The organism is Streptomyces sp. NPDC001443 (genome assembly GCF_053597355.1).
Map to the genome: position 1 here is coordinate 190,088 of NZ_JBSFIA010000007.1, position 14,183 is coordinate 204,270.

General features: G+C 70.9%; 18 protein-coding genes and 1 pseudogene. 5 read left to right on the forward strand and 14 right to left on the reverse strand.

Features of this window, described 5'->3' with window-relative positions; genetic code table 11:
- The 5 genes from ACWC24_RS11180 to ACWC24_RS11200 form a co-directional block, all read right to left on the reverse strand.
- Complete coding sequence (locus ACWC24_RS11180; protein WP_450662550.1) at positions 1-447, reverse strand: Fur family transcriptional regulator; 447 nt, start codon at positions 445-447, stop codon at positions 1-3.
- Between the two features lie 18 nt (positions 448-465).
- The gene (locus ACWC24_RS11185; RefSeq protein WP_152885620.1) at positions 466-1,041 is read right to left on the reverse strand and encodes an FABP family protein; all 576 of its coding nucleotides are present in this window, start codon (positions 1,039-1,041) and stop codon (positions 466-468) included.
- 222 nt (positions 1,042-1,263) lie between these two features.
- Complete coding sequence (locus ACWC24_RS11190) at positions 1,264-2,259, reverse strand: hypothetical protein (RefSeq protein WP_450662551.1); 996 nt, start codon at positions 2,257-2,259, stop codon at positions 1,264-1,266.
- Positions 2,256-3,158, reverse strand: coding sequence for a hypothetical protein (locus tag ACWC24_RS11195; RefSeq protein ID WP_450662552.1), 903 nt, complete (start codon positions 3,156-3,158; stop codon positions 2,256-2,258). The genes ACWC24_RS11190 and ACWC24_RS11195 overlap by 4 nt, the downstream gene beginning before the upstream one ends.
- Positions 3,155-3,928, reverse strand: coding sequence for a hypothetical protein (locus ACWC24_RS11200; RefSeq protein WP_450662553.1), 774 nt, complete (start codon positions 3,926-3,928; stop codon positions 3,155-3,157). Before ACWC24_RS11200 ends, ACWC24_RS11195 begins: the two co-directional genes overlap by 4 nt.
- A gap of 184 nt (positions 3,929-4,112) precedes the next feature.
- Here ACWC24_RS11200 and ACWC24_RS11205 point away from each other — a divergent pair, with 184 nt between their 5' ends.
- Entirely contained in the window at positions 4,113-4,475 is a 363-nt protein-coding gene (locus tag ACWC24_RS11205) for a DsrE family protein (protein WP_450662554.1), read from the forward strand.
- Between the two features lie 28 nt (positions 4,476-4,503).
- Here the strand turns inward: ACWC24_RS11205 and ACWC24_RS11210 are convergent, their stop codons facing one another.
- From ACWC24_RS11210 to ACWC24_RS11250, 9 genes and pseudogenes are all read right to left on the reverse strand, one after another.
- The gene (locus ACWC24_RS11210; protein ID WP_450662555.1) at positions 4,504-4,884 is read right to left on the reverse strand and encodes a VOC family protein; all 381 of its coding nucleotides are present in this window, start codon (positions 4,882-4,884) and stop codon (positions 4,504-4,506) included.
- 38 nt (positions 4,885-4,922) lie between these two features.
- Positions 4,923-5,183 carry a DUF3099 domain-containing protein gene (locus tag ACWC24_RS11215; protein WP_450662556.1) on the reverse strand — a complete coding sequence of 87 codons (261 nt, stop codon included), beginning with the start codon at positions 5,181-5,183 and terminating at the stop codon, positions 4,923-4,925.
- 113 nt (positions 5,184-5,296) lie between these two features.
- Positions 5,297-5,584: a DUF1416 domain-containing protein gene (locus tag ACWC24_RS11220; protein ID WP_450662557.1), complete on the reverse strand. Its 288-nt coding sequence runs from the start codon at positions 5,582-5,584 to the stop codon at positions 5,297-5,299.
- A 42-nt stretch (positions 5,585-5,626) separates the two neighbouring features.
- Positions 5,627-6,469 (reverse strand): sulfurtransferase, encoded by an 843-nt coding sequence (locus tag ACWC24_RS11225; RefSeq protein WP_450662558.1) that lies wholly within the window; start codon positions 6,467-6,469, stop codon positions 5,627-5,629.
- Between the two features lie 118 nt (positions 6,470-6,587).
- Positions 6,588-6,668, reverse strand: a complete 81-nt coding sequence (locus ACWC24_RS11230; protein WP_350751515.1) for an Ms5788A family Cys-rich leader peptide — start codon at positions 6,666-6,668, stop codon at positions 6,588-6,590.
- 198 nt (positions 6,669-6,866) lie between these two features.
- The gene (locus ACWC24_RS11235; RefSeq protein ID WP_450662559.1) at positions 6,867-7,604 is read right to left on the reverse strand and encodes an LmeA family phospholipid-binding protein; all 738 of its coding nucleotides are present in this window, start codon (positions 7,602-7,604) and stop codon (positions 6,867-6,869) included.
- Positions 7,605-7,806: 202 nt separating this feature from the next.
- Positions 7,807-9,093 (reverse strand): hypothetical protein, encoded by a 1,287-nt coding sequence (locus ACWC24_RS11240; RefSeq protein WP_450662560.1) that lies wholly within the window; start codon positions 9,091-9,093, stop codon positions 7,807-7,809.
- Positions 9,094-9,101: 8 nt separating this feature from the next.
- On the reverse strand, positions 9,102-9,356 hold the full coding sequence (locus tag ACWC24_RS11245; protein WP_450662561.1) for a MoaD/ThiS family protein: 255 nt from the start codon (positions 9,354-9,356) through the stop codon (positions 9,102-9,104).
- Between the two features lie 123 nt (positions 9,357-9,479).
- Positions 9,480-10,325, reverse strand: a pseudogene (locus ACWC24_RS11250) (alpha/beta hydrolase); the annotation flags it as partial.
- Between the two features lie 274 nt (positions 10,326-10,599).
- On the opposite strand from ACWC24_RS11250, the gene ACWC24_RS11255 reads away from it, so the two are divergent.
- The 4 genes from ACWC24_RS11255 to ACWC24_RS11270 all read left to right on the forward strand — a co-directional run bounded on the left by ACWC24_RS11255 (position 10,600) and on the right by ACWC24_RS11270 (position 14,131).
- The gene (locus ACWC24_RS11255) at positions 10,600-11,379 is read left to right on the forward strand and encodes a winged helix-turn-helix transcriptional regulator (RefSeq protein ID WP_450662562.1); all 780 of its coding nucleotides are present in this window, start codon (positions 10,600-10,602) and stop codon (positions 11,377-11,379) included.
- Positions 11,380-11,474: 95 nt separating this feature from the next.
- Complete coding sequence (locus ACWC24_RS11260; RefSeq protein ID WP_450662563.1) at positions 11,475-12,497, forward strand: LacI family DNA-binding transcriptional regulator; 1,023 nt, start codon at positions 11,475-11,477, stop codon at positions 12,495-12,497.
- A 162-nt stretch (positions 12,498-12,659) separates the two neighbouring features.
- A complete protein-coding gene (locus tag ACWC24_RS11265; protein ID WP_450662564.1) occupies positions 12,660-13,889 on the forward strand; it encodes a S1C family serine protease in 1,230 nt (409 codons plus the stop codon).
- Positions 13,890-13,921: 32 nt separating this feature from the next.
- Positions 13,922-14,131 (forward strand): hypothetical protein, encoded by a 210-nt coding sequence (locus ACWC24_RS11270; RefSeq protein WP_450662565.1) that lies wholly within the window; start codon positions 13,922-13,924, stop codon positions 14,129-14,131.
- Positions 14,132-14,183: the final 52 nt, after the last annotated feature.

Sequence of the window (14,183 nt, forward strand, 5' to 3'; positions counted from 1 at the left end):
CTACGACTTGGTAATTGAACTGTTGAGCGTGCAGTCCTTGCACCGGCCGAAGATCGCGAAGTGCTTCATGTCGGTGTCGAAGCCGAAGGTCTCGCGCAGTTTGGCGGTGAAGTCGGCGGCCACCTCGACGTCCGCCTCGATGACGTTCTGGCAGTCACGGCAGACGAGGTGGATGTGGTGGTGCCGGTCGGCGAGGTGGTACGTCGGCGCGCCGTGCCCGAGATGGGCGTGGCTGACCAGCCCGAGCTCCTCCAGGAGCTCCAGGGTCCGGTAGACCGTGGAAATGTTGACCCCCGACGCCGTCTTCCTCACTTCCACGAGGATGTCGTCGGGGGTCGCGTGCTCAAGGGTGTCCACGGCTTCGAGCACGAGCTGACGCTGCGGCGTCAACCGGTAGCCGCGCTGCCTGAGGTCGCTCTTCCAGTCCGTACTTCCGGTGCTCACCACACAGGAAAGTCTAGGACCCTACTTGAAGAAGGCGATCCCGTCGTCCGGCATGTCGTCCGGCAGGGCCTTGGCCCAGCGTTCGACCTCCTCCGGGGTGACGGCCTTCTTCAGGTGGGCGGACATGTAGGGGCGCAGCTCGACCTCGGGGGTCTGCTTCTCGCCGACCCACATGAGGTCGCTCTTGACGTAGCCGTAGAGGCGCTTGCCACCGGTGTACGGACGGGAGGCGGCGGTCCGCGCCACCGCGTCCGTGACCAGGTCGATCTGCGGCTTCTTGTCGGCCAGTTCGCCGTACCAGATCTCGATGACGCCGTCGTCGCGGGTCATCGTGACCTCGACCTTGCGGTCGGCGTCGATGCGCCAGAAGCCGGACTCCGACTCCAGGGGGCTGACCTTGTTCCCGTCGTTGTCCAGGACCCAGGTGTGGGAGCGGTACTCCAGGAAGTCCCGGCCGTCGTGCGTGAAGGTGACCTCCTGGCCGAAGTTGCACTTCTCGGAGCCGGGGAAGTCGTGCACGCCCGCGCCGGCCCAGGAGCCGAGCAGGAAGGCGAGCGGGACGAGGTCCTTGTGCAGGTCCGACGGGATCTCGATCATGAGTGGCAGTCCCTAGAGGTTGATCAGCGCTGGCCCTGGTACAGCTTCTTCACGGTCAGCCCGGCGAAGGCGAGGACGCCGACGCAGACCAGGACCAGCAGGGTTTCGAAGAAGATCTCCACGGATGCTCCTTGGGATGAGCGTGGTTGCGCACGTAGACAAGGCCGGGACCCAGCTTACGCGGCTGGGCCCCGGCCCTCTCCGTGAGGTACGCCCTGCGGGTCAGCCGAGGAGCTGGCTCTGCAGGACCACCGTCTGCCGGAAGGGGACGACGGCGGCTCCGCCCTTGCGGGACTGGACGATCAGCGCGAAGACGTCACCTGCGGACAGGTAGGCCTGGCGGACCTGTTCGGGCCCGTACGGCTTCTGCTCCTGGTACACCGAACGCTCGATCCCCGACAGCGCGGTCTCGTCGGGGAAGGTCTCGTCGTACACGGACGTGCTGTCGCCGCGCACCAGGCGGGCGGGACTGCCGAACGGGACGGCCTCACCCGCGTAGAGCTTGTCCGCGACCGCGCCCGTACCGAACTGGAGCAGGTAGATACGGGTCCGGGTGCCGTCCTGGGTGGTCCAGCCGCGGGCCGCGATGTGCCGCAGGCCGGAGTCGACGAGGTTCTGCCCCAGCGCCTGCCGGTCGTCCGCGTCCGCGTACTCCGCCAGGTAGTCCTTCGTCGGCAGCCAGCCGTCCGCGCCGTTCAGCGCCTTGTCCTGGGTCGCTCCCTTCGGGGCGGGCAGGAGCAGGGCGCGCAGATCGGCGTAGTGGGCGTTGGCCGCGTTCGCCTCGGCGAACGGCGCGGGGCTGCCCGACGGCAGCGGCGCCCGGACGAGCGCGGGGAAGTCCCAGCGTCCGTCCGACCGCGTCGCGAGTCCCGGTACGTCCGTCCGCTCCATCCCCGTGATTCCGTACGCCGACGCCGACGCGACGGCCGCGAAGACGGCGACGGCGGCGGTCCAGCGCAGGACGGCACGCAGGACCCGGCGGTCCTTCGGGGGCCGGACGCCATCGCCGACGGGCCCGGTCGCGGCAGGCGTGCTGTCGGCGGGCTCGGCGGGTGCGGGCTCGGGCGCGGGCGCGTGCGCGGCGGTCGCAAGCTCAGTCGCGGGCTCGGGCTCGGGCTCGGCAGTCACGGGCTCAGTCGCGGGCTCGGCGGTCGCGGGCTCGGTCATCTGCGGTTCCTCGGTCGGTGCGGGTTCCGCGGCCTGCTGCTTCTCTGTCATACCGCCTTCCCAGGCTCTGCGATGCGGTCGAGCTGGGTGCTCAGGAGCGTGGCCACTCCCTTGGCGTCGAGCGGCTTCACCCCTTCCGCCGTCGCCGTGACCAGGACGTCTCCGACATAGCCGGAGCAGTACATCGTGTCGAGGTCCTCGTCGGCGTCCTTGGGCGGCAGGAAGCACTTGGCGTCCTTGTGGCCCTTGATCTCCGGCCCCTTGCGGAAGACGTGCAGGGCGTCGAGGAACTCGTTCTGGAACGTCGACCTCTCCCGGACCGCGGCCTTGCTGTCCATCTGGGCCAGCACGATCCGCACGGTGAAGACGTCGTCGTTGTTGTAGGGGTCGATCTTGTGGTTGTAGAAGCTGCGCATCGCCATGGCCGTGGTGGGCTGCTTGTCGATCTGCTTCTCCAGCCGCTTGCGCTGGGTGCGGGGCAGATCGCCCAGCGCCTGCTTGCGCAGGGCCGTGGCCTGGGCACCGCTGAGCTGGGCGTCGGCACCGAACTCACCGATGTCGGGCCCCTTGCTCCAGCCGTCGGTGTCGTAGGGCACCAGCGTCGCGGCGAGACCACGCTGAGCCGTCGTCTGCTTCTTGTCCGCCGGGGAGTCCGGGAACTTCCAGACGGCGGCACCCGCGTCCCGGTCGGCGCCGTCCACGGTCACGACGGTGTAGCCCACCCCGGCGACGAAGGCACCGGCCAGCAGCACGCAGCCGGCGACGGCGGCGACCCGCCCCTTGCGCAGCCGTCGCCGGGCGGGCGCGGCCACGACGGGCTCGGGCACCGGCACCGGCTCGGGCGTCGCGGATGCCGGTATCTCCGCTCCGGGCGCCACGGCCGGCTCGGCGGACTCGGCCGACCGGACCGGCTCGGCGGACTCGGCCGGCCCGGTCTCCTTCTCGCTCACAGCTGCTCCATCTGCCGCTTGGCCAGATCCATGATCGTCTTCTTGGGGATCGGCTTGCTGTCGTAGATCCAGATCTCCATCGCGATGTCCCCGCGCCAGGCGTGCGCCTCCGCGCTGTACAGCGGCAGATAGCCGGGCTTGGTCTCGGCCCGGTCGTGGACGTACGCCATGCCGTCCCCGGTGCCGGGGATGCTCCAGCTGTGGCTGTGGTCCTCCTTGTCCGCCCAGTACTGGCCGTCGTCGCTGGAGTCCTCGGCACCCAGGGAATCGACCTGACGGAACTGGACCAGCTCGATCTCCACGCTGTACGTCTTGCCGACCTGCCAGCCGGTGTCGGCCGCCCGACGGAACTCCTTGCCGACCACGTCGGGGAACGCCAGCCGGGGCTTGGTGAAGCGGTCCGCGTAGGCGGCCAGGTCGATCCAGCCGTCGTCGGAGATCCACTCGGCCTTCTTCGCGCCGCGCGGCGTCTTCAGCAGCAGCTTCCGCAGGTCGCCGTCGGTCTTCACCTGGTGGTCCTGGGCGGCCGACAGGGGCTCGGGCCCGTCGCCCCTGCCCTGCGGCAGCGTCGGCTGGGAGAGCGACGGCAGCTTCGTCGGCTCACGGTCCGCCTGGACCAGGTAGCCACCGCAGGTGCCGGCGACCAGGCCGAGCACGGCAGCACCGGCGATCAGCAGCGCCGTACGCCCGCGGCGGCGCGGCCGGGGCGGTGCCGCGGCGTCGGACGCGTCGGACGCGTCGGACTCGGATGCCGCCGACGCATCCGGCACACCCAGCGCCTCTGGTGCATCTGCTACCTCTGGCACATCTGGCGCAACAGACGCATCGGGCACCACTTCGGGATCTTCCAAAACGTCCCCCCACAGAACGCGAATCATCGATTCCACATACACGCTTCACAGGAGACTCACGGTCGTTGCGGGCCGTTGTAAGGAAGTTGATTACGATTCAGCCATGGCGAAGAAGCTCGTGATCAAGGTGACGGCGGGGGCCGACGCGCCCGAACGCTGCTCTCAGGCGTTCACGGTCGCGGCGGTGGCCGTGGCCAGCGGGGTCGAGGTCTCCCTGTGGCTGACCGGCGAGTCCTCGTGGTTCGCGCTGCCCGGCCGGGCGGCCGAGTTCGAGCTGCCGCACGCGGCGCCGCTGCCGGACCTGATCGACGCGATCCTGGCCGGCGGCCGGCTGACCCTGTGCACCCAGTGCGCGGCCCGCCGGGACATCACGGAGAAGGACGTCGTCGAGGGCGTACGGATCGCGGGCGCGCAGGTGTTCGTACAGGAGGCGCTGGGCGACGGGACACAGGCGCTCGTCTACTGACGTACCCGCGGGAACGGCCGGACAGGCGTCACGACGCCACCCACAGGCAGAACGGGTGTCCGGCCGGGTCGAGGAGCACCCGTACGTCGTCCTGCGGCTGGTACTCGGCAAGTGCGGCGCCCGCCGCGACGGCCCGTGCCGTCTCGGCCGCGAGGTCGTCGACCTCGATGTCCAGGTGCAGCATCATCCGCTGCTCGCCGGGCCCGGGCACGGGCCAGACGGGCGGGACGTGGTCCGGCTCGGTCTGGAAGGCCAGGGCGGTGCCCGGCGCGCCCGGCGGCGGGCCGATGAGTACCCAGTCGGGTTCCTCGTCGCGCACCTCGTACCCGAGCAGCCGGAGGTAGAACCCGGCCAGTTCATGCGCGTCGGAGGTGTCCAGCACGACGGTCGACAGCCTGGTGGGAGACATGCCGGTCTTCCTACCGGGACGGGCTTCTCCCCGTCCAGCTACCGGGGCCGCTTCTTCCCGTCCAGTTCGTCCCACCACTCGTCGGACTCCCGGTCGCCCGAGGGGTCGTCCCACCAGCGGTCCTCGGGTCCGCGGCGGTTCGCGACCATCGCGGCGAGCGGCGGGATGACCATGGCCACGACGCACATGCCCACGGCCACCGGTATCGACCACAGGCGTACGACCGCCCACGCCAGGACGAAGAGGCCGATGCAGAACCCCATCATGGCGAAGTAGACGTGCCGTCGCCGCGCGTACATACCTCCAGCGTAGGACCGCGCACCTGGGACCGCGCACGACCGTGCACGCCGAAGGGCCGCATCCCAGGCGTCCAACCCGCGGGATGCGGCCCTTCGGTGGTCCATCGCTTCGCTCAGACCGCGATCGCGACCTCGGCGAGGCCACCCTGCTCGGCGACGACCGTGCGGTCGGCCGTGGCGCCGGGGACGAGGGCGCGGAGCGTCCAGGTGCCCTCGGCCGCGTAGAAACGGAACTGGCCCGTGGCCGAGGTCGGGACCTCGGCGGTGAACTCACCGGTCGAGTCCAGCAGGCGGACGTAGCCGACCACGGGCTCGCCGTCCTTCGTCACCTGACCCTGGATCGTGGTCTCACCGGGCTTGATCGTCGAGGCGTCCGGGCCGCCGGCCTTCGCTCCACACATGTCGTACTCCTGAAGGGGGTGATGAACGGTCGGTCGGATTGCTTACTTGTTGGCGCCGAGCTCGATCGGCACACCCACGAGGGAGCCGTACTCGGTCCACGAGCCGTCGTAGTTCTTGACGTTCTCGACACCGAGCAGCTCGTGCAGGACGAACCAGGTCAGGGCCGAGCGCTCGCCGATCCGGCAGTAGGCGATGGTGTCCTTGGCCAGGTCCACCTGCTCGTCGGCGTACAGCTCCTTGAGGGCGTCGTCCGACTTGAAGGTGCCGTCGTCGTTGGCGTTCTTCGACCACGGGATGTTGCGGGCGGTCGGGACGTGGCCCGGGCGCTGCGACTGCTCCTGCGGCAGGTGCGCCGGGGCGAGCAGCTTGCCGGAGAACTCGTCGGGCGAGCGGACGTCGACCAGGTTCTGGGTGCCGATGGCCGCCACGACGTCGTCGCGGAAGGCGCGGATGGCCTTGTTCTGCGGCTTGGCCTGGTAGGAGGTCTCGGTGCGCTCGGGCACCTCCTCGACCAGCTCGCGGGCGTCCAGCTCCCACTTCTTGCGGCCGCCGTCGAGGAGCTTGACGTTCTCGTGGCCGTACAGCTTGAAGTACCAGTAGGCGTAGGACGCGAACCAGTTGTTGTTGCCGCCGTAGAGGATCACCAGCGTGTCGTTGGCGATGCCCTTGGCCGACAGGAGCTTCTCGAAGCCCTCCTGGTCGACGAAGTCACGGCGGACCGGGTCCTGGAGGTCCTTGGTCCAGTCGATCCGGATCGCGTTCCTGATGTGGTTCTTCTCGTACGCGGACGTGTCCTCGTCGACCTCGACGATGGCGATCGCCGGGTTGTCCAGGTTGTCCTGGACCCAGTCGGCGTCGACCAGGACCTCGCTGCGGCGGCTCATGCTCTTTCTCCTCCGGGCAGTTGCGGCGGGCGTGCAAGTGAGAGGGGTGCGCACACACGACAGGGGGCGCACGAATGCCCAGGCCAGGGCAGGGGGATGTGGAAGTCGGTGCTTCCGCTCAGAAGGGGCGACAGAGCATGGCGGCGACGCGGCACAGGTCTACTGCCCGCCGCTTCGTGAGGTCCGCCTGTCGCTTCATGGACTCGATCGTAGGGACGGACCGCCCGGCATGTCACCGGTGTGTCGTATTTTGAGACGCGATCGTCCACATTGTGGGACGAGAAAGGCGCCCGGACCGCCGTGGCACGGCTTCCGGGCGCCTGCGTGTGCTGCCGCTCCTGCCCCGCGGACCGGGGCGTCTCGCCTGTCGGACGGCCGGTGTCCGCCGGACGTCGTCCTACCCGGCCAGCCTGACGTTCGAACCCTGTACCGAGATCTCCACCCCGCCGCTCGTCGGCTCGACCTTGTCCAGCCGGACGCCGCCCGGCAGGTCCTGGATGGCCTGCTGGAAGTCGGTGATCGAGCGGACCGACTTCTCCGCGAGGCCGGCGCCGAGCTGGCCGGGCATCGAGTCCGCGCGCACCCGCACGCTGTCGCCCTTGACCGTGACCGTGCTGAGCACGGGCACCGGGTGGGGCAGCTTGACGCCGAGGAGGGTCGCGTCGACCATCACCTTGATCTTGCCGTTGCCGCCGTCGGACAGGCCCACGACCTGGGCGCTCACTCCGGGCCCGACCTCGGTGGGCTCGGACTTGGCGGCCTTGAGCAGTTCGTCGTAGGAGATCGTCGCGGTACCGGTGGCGGTGGCCGCGGTGGCGGAGCTGTAGTCGCCCGAGAAGGCGACGCCCTTCATGTGCGCCTTCAGGTCGTCGATACGGATCTTCTCGGCGCCGGTACCCGAGGCCGCCTCGTAGTCCTTGATGCCGATCTCGACGTCGTCCAGCTCGCCGCCCGCGACCTGGGTGAGGAACGGGAAGCCGTTGATGGAGACGTCCGGGGTGCCGGCCAGCCCCTCGCTCGTCCTCAGCTTGTCCGCCACCTCGCCCTCGGCGAAGTGCGCGGCGACCCGGTCCACGACGACGAAGAGCACACCCAGGATCACGACGAGGACCACAAGTATTCGCAGCGCACGCATTTCGGTGTTCTCCCCCACCTTTGACGGTCGGTCAGCAACGACGACAGCCACGGTAGTCCCGGCGCGCGGGCCCGTCGCGGAATTGTCGATCACCTGTGACATGTCACGGACGCCGCATCGTCCTGCGGAAACGGGCCGGGGGCGGTCCGGAGACGGTTCAGGCCGTCTCCGGACCGCCCCGGCCCGTTCTCCTCGGTCTCTCCTAGCCCAGCGCCCGGCCCAGTACGTAGACCGCCGGGGCCGCGGTCGCGAGCGGCAGGGCCACGCCCGCCGTGAAGTGCACGAACCGGGACGGGTAGTCGTAGCTGGCGACCCGGTGGCCGATCAGCGCGCAGACCGCGGCACCGGCGCCGAGCAGCGCCCCCTTCGCGCCGAGGTCCGTCATCCCGCCGACCGCTGCACCGGCGCCCGCCGCGGCCAGCAGCGACACGACCACCGAGGCCGGGGTCGGCAGCGGCAGCGCACGGGCCAGGACCGCCACCGCCACCGCGGCGGCGCCGACCGACACCACGTCCGCCTCGGCGGCGAGGTACCCGGTCGCCACGATGGCCAGCGCGGCCGAGGCGACGCCCGCCATCAGGCCGTACATCCGCTCGTCCGGGTCGGCGTGCGAGCGCAGGCCCAGGACGAGGCAGAGCAGCACCCACACGCCGAGGGTGCCGAGGATCGCGGCGGGCCCGTGCTCACGGCCGGCCGCGACCACCGCCGCGTCCGAGACCAGCGCGCCCAGGAAGGCGAGCGCGATGCCCTGCCGGGCCGGCCACATCCCGTTCAGCCGGAACCAGCCCGCCGCGGTGACGGCCTGGAGGGCGACGAGCGGGACGAGCAGCGCGTACGAGCCGACGGCCGCCGTGCCCGCGAGCAGCAGGCCGAGCAGCGCGGTGAGCGCGGCGGGCTGCATCCCGGGCTCGATGACCGGGGAACGGCCTTCGAGGCGGGCGCGCTGGGCGTCGGTGACACGGGCGTTGCCCGCGAGGGTGGCGGGACCGTAGGTGGGACCCCCCGTCGTGCCACCGTCGCCTTCACCGGCGGCGGGCCGGGCGGCGGGCTCGGCCGCGGTCGGGGCGGCGGCCCCCGTGGCGGAGACGGCGGACCATCCGCCCATGGCCGCAGACGGCTCCTGGTAGCCCGGCTGCGCCTGGTGGCCCCGGGGCGCCTGCCCGACGGGCGGCAGGTACGCCGTCTCCGCCACGGGGGCCGCGGGGACCGGGGGCTGCGTCTGGGTCTCCCAGGTCTGCCCCTGCCACTGCTGGGTGTGCTGGTCGTCGTACGGGTGGGGCTGGTGCTGCTGCCCCGACCAGGCCTGCTGCGACTGCTGGGGCTGATGCGCCTGCTGGTGGGACGGGTGCGACGGTTGCTGGTGGTGCTGCTGGTGGTGCTGGTGGTGCTGGTGGTGCTGCTGCTGCGGCTGCTGGTGCGGCTGCTGCGCGTACGGGGCGTAGCCCTCGTACGGGGCCCCCTCGCGGGGCTCGTACGGCTGGTCGGTCATCGGTGGGGTCATCCTCCTGCGAACGGCGGGAGCACCTCGACCGTGCCGCCCTCGGCCAGCCGTACCGTCTCATGCCCGCGGGTCCCGACGGGATTCCCGTCGACGAGGAACGAGCATCGACGCAGGACACGCGTCAGTTCGCCGGGGTGTCGCTCCCGGACGGCGTCGAGCGCCCCGGCGAGCGTGGCCGCGTCGTACGGCTCCTCGGCGACCCCGGCCGCGGCCTTGGCGGCGGCCCAGTAGCGCACCGTGCCCTTTGCCATCTCGTCCCTCGAGTCGGTTCGGCTGTGAACACGATCAGGCTAGGCCCTGCCGTCAAATTCCCGCCCGCCCAGGACGCCCGGCGCGGGCGTCTGCGCCGACGTCCGCACTGGTGCCTGCGCCGACGCCGGTGCCGCGGCCCAGCGGCCGATCCGGCGCAGCAGTTCCTCGTCCGCCGCGTGCTCGGCATGGCCCATGCCGGGCTCCAGCCAGAGCTCTCCGTGCTCGCCTGCGGCCGCGGCCAGCATCCGGGGGTGGTCGACGGGGAAGTAGCCGTCCCGGTCGCCGTGCACGATCAGCAGCGGCCTGGGCGCGATCCGCGGGACCGCCTCCACCGGGGACAGCGGCACCGGGTCCCAGTCGCGGTGGTGGATACGGGTGCGCAGGCCGAGGCGGCAGACCAGGCGGCCCTCGGGCCGGGTCACCAGCCAGTGCACCCGCCGCATGAGGACCGTGCCCCGGTAGTACCAGCGGGCCGGGGCGCTGACCGAGACCACGGCGTCCGTGGCCCCCGCGTGCTCCGGGCCGTACAGCGCCGCGTGCCGCAGCACCACCGAGCCGCCCATGGAGAAGCCGACGGTGACCACGCGCGGGTGCCCGAGCCCACGGGCCCACTCCACCGCCGCCGCCAGGTCGAGCACCTCCCGGTCCCCCACCGTGGACCGTCCGCCCGAGGCCCCGTGGCCGCGGAAGGAGAACGTGACGACGGCTCCGTACCGCGCGAGCGCCTTCGCCACCCGGCGAACATGTGGCCGGTCCGCGGCGCCGGTGAACCCGTGCGCCACGACGAACACGAGGTCACCGGCGGGTGACGGGCCGTTTTCGTATACAACCGCAGCCGGGTCGTATACGGAATCGATCGTCACACCGTCGACGGTGCGTAGAAACGTCCGCAATGGTGCAGGTCTGCTCGTCTCGGGATTCGGACGAATGGTGGAACGCGCCTCATGACCTGCCGGACTGATGCTCATGTGGGCTATTCTGCTGGACAGAGGACTCGGGCAGAGAAGCCCCCGAGTCCTTTTGTGCTTTCGGAAGCTTTGTATGCAAAGCGGGAAACCGCAGGCGTACGGGCCTTCGGCGCACCTCGGCTCCCTGGAGTCGTGGCGGGTCCCAGAGGACCGGGAGCCGCACAGTAGGAGGCAGTGCCGCAAACGTCCTCGCAGGGACCGAGGAGGAACGAGACGTTATGGGCGAGCGAACCTTGCACGAACATGTGACGACGACCCAGGCAGGTGGCGTGCGATGAGTTCTCTGCTGCTCCTGACCAATGCCCTCCAACCGTCGACGGAGGTGCTTCCCGCTCTCGGCCTGCTCCTGCACAACGTGCGGGTGGCCCCGGCGGAAGGCCCCGCCCTGGTCGACACACCGGGCGCCGACGTCATCCTGATCGACGGACGACGTGACCTGCCCCAGGTCCGCAGCCTGTGTCAGCTGCTGCACTCCACGGGACCCGGCTGTCCGCTCGTCCTCGTGGTCACCGAGGGCGGCCTCGCGGCCGTGACCGCCGACTGGGGCATCGACGACGTGCTCCTCGACACCGCCGGCCCGGCGGAGGTCGAGGCCCGGCTGCGGCTGGCCATGGGCCGGCAGCAGATCGTCAACGACGACTCCCCGATGGAGATCCGCAACGGCGACCTGTCGGTCGACGAGGCGACGTACTCCGCCAAGCTCAAGGGGCGCGTCCTCGACCTCACCTTCAAGGAGTTCGAGCTCCTGAAGTACCTGGCGCAGCACCCGGGCCGGGTGTTCACCCGCGCGCAGCTGCTCCAGGAAGTCTGGGGCTACGACTACTTCGGTGGCACCCGGACCGTCGACGTGCACGTACGGCGGCTGCGCGCCAAGCTCGGCCCCGAGCACGAGTCGCTGATCGGGACCGTCCGGAACGTCGGTTATCGATTCGTTACTCCCGAGAAGGCCGACCGCTCCTCGGACGAGGCGAAGGCCAAGGCCGCCAAGTCAAAGCCGGAGGATGCGGACGAGACGGCCGCCCTGGACAGCACCGAGGTCGGGGCAGAGGCGTAGGAGGCGCTCGGGCGGGGCGTCCAGGGCATTGCACGCGCACATCCAAGCTCTGATACGCCCTGCCCAGCAGGGATCCATCCGCGTAGACTCCGCGCGTGGCCAAGGTGACTCGGGATGATGTGGCGCGACTGGCGGGGACTTCCACCGCTGTGGTCAGTTACGTCATCAACAACGGACCCCGGCCGGTCGCCCCGGCCACGCGCGAGCGTGTCCTCGCCGCCATCAAGGAACTGGGCTACCGGCCCGACCGGGTGGCCCAGGCGATGGCGTCCCGGCGCACCGACCTCATAGGCCTGATCGTGCCGGACGCGCGCCAGCCGTTCTTCGCGGAGATGGCGCACGCGGTCGAGCAGGCCGCCTCCGAGCGCGGGAAAATGGTGCTCGTCGGCAACTCCGACTACATCGGTGAGCGCGAGGTCCACTACCTGCGGGCCTTCCTCGGGATGCGCGTCTCCGGCCTGATCCTCGTCAGCCACGCGCTCAACGACCTGGCCGCCGCCGAGATCGAGGCCTGGGACGCCCGGGTGGTCCTGCTGCACGAGCGGCCCGAGGCCATAGACGACGTCGCCGTCGTCCTGGACGACCTGGGCGGTGCCCAGCACGTCGTACGCCATCTGCTGGAGCACGGCTACGAGTACGTGGCCTGTCTGGGCGGCACCGCGGAGACCCCCGCGGTCGGCGACCCCGTCTCCGACCACGTCGAGGGCTGGCGGCGCGCCATGGACGAGGCCGGGATATCGACGGAGGGCCGCCTCTTCGAGGCGCCGTACAACCGCTACGACGCCTACAAGGTCGCTCTCGACATCCTGTCCGGTCCCCGGCGGCCCCCGGCCGTCTTCTGCTCCACCGACGACCAGGCGATCGGCCTGCTGCGGGCGGCGCGGGAGTTGCGTCTGGACGTGCCGGGAGAGCTGGCGGTGGCCGGCTTCGACGACATCAAGGAAGCGGCGCTGGCGGATCCGCCACTGACCACGATCGCCTCGGACCGTTCGGCGATGGCCCGGGCGGCGGTGGACCTGGTGCTGGACGACGGGCTGCGGGTCGCGGGGTCGCGACGGGAGCGGCTGAAGGTGTTCCCCTCGAAGCTGGTAGCCCGCAGGTCCTGCGGCTGCGAGTGAGCTTCGGCACGTCCGCCGCTCCCGGTCCCGGGCGTTTCCGAGACCGTCCTGAGAGGTCTCGCCCGGCCGCGGGAACCCGCTTTATATCGGGCATACGAGGTTCTACCCGCCTTCTCAGTCAGCACTCAGGAAGCTCTCATCGTGGAGCGGGAAGCTCTCCTCATGACCGAGAGCTTCCGCCGCAGCGGCGAGTACGAGAACCCCTACCAGGGCGACCAGCAGCAGCCGGCGTACCCCCAGCAGCAGCACGCCTCCTCTCCCGTGGACCCGGAGTGGCCGCCCCCGCCGGCCTACCGGCCCGCACAGCCGTCGACCGAGCCGGTGACGGTGGAGCCCGGCACCACGGTGTGGCCGGCCCAGGCCTCCTCGGCGACCGCGCCCGGCGCACCGGTCGATTTCGCCGGTTTCTCAGGTTTCGCCGGTTCCGCGGCGGACGGCTCCGGTTCCGGCGCCGGTCACGGAGGCGACACCGCTCTCCTGGCCGCCGTACCCGCCGGGCCCGCGCCGAAGAAGCAGCGGAACCGCGGCACGGTCGCCCTGCTCGCCGCCGTGGCGATCATCGCCGCCGCCGTGGGCGGCGGCACGGCCTACGGCATCCAGGAGCTCACCGGCAAGGACTCGGTCGCCTCCAGCTCCACCAGCACCAACGTGGTGCCCTCCGCCAAGAAGGGCACGGTCTCCGGGGTCGCCGCGGCGGTCAGCCCGAGCATCGTCGAGGTCAAGGCCACGCTCAGCAACGGCTCCTCGACCGGCTCCGGGGTGATCGTCACCAGCGACGGCGAGATCGTCACCAACAACCACGTCATCTCCGGCGCCTCGTCGATCAAGGTGGCGACGAGCGACGGCAAGGAGTACACCGCCCGGGTCGTCGGTACCGACAGCAAGAAGGACCTCGCCCTGATCAAGCTGGAGAACGCCTCCGGCCTGACGGTGGCGACCCTCGGCAACTCCGACGGGGTCCAGGTCGGCGACGAGGTCGTGGCGATCGGCTCCCCCGAGGGCCTGACGGGCACCGTCACCAGCGGCATCGTCTCGGCCCTGAACCGGGACGTGACCGTCTCCACCGACGAGAGCCAGAGCCAGCAGGGGCAGGGCGGCGGCAACGGCCAGTGGCCGTTCGAGTTCGGCGGCCGCCAGTTCAACGGCGACACCGGCACCTCGACGACGACCTACAAGGCGCTCCAGACGGACGCCTCGCTCAACCCCGGCAACTCCGGCGGCGCGCTGATCGACATGAACGGCAACATCATCGGCATCAACTCCGCCATGTACTCGGCCGCGGACTCCACGTCCTCGTCCAGCGCCGGCAGCGTCGGTCTCGGCTTCGCCATCCCGATCAACACGGTCAAGGCCGACCTGGCCGACCTGCGGGCGGGCGGCTCCGACAGCTGATCCGGCCCGCCGCACACGCGAAGGAGTACGTCATGATCAAGCAGGTTTCCCACCCGGCGGCCGGCATCGACGCGGCCGGTTTCGCCCTGGCCCTCGAAGTGGCGTACGAGCTGAACGCCCCGGCGGCGCCGACGCCGCGGGCGCCCGAGGTGGCCCCCGAGCTGATGGGCCTGCGTACCTCCGCGGCCCGTCCGCACCGCCGCAAGGTGCCGCTGAAGCGGCTGACCGCGGTCCGCGGCTGAGCGCGGCCGGTCGGGCCCGCCGCCCGCTTCCTTGACGCCCCGGCCGGGAAAC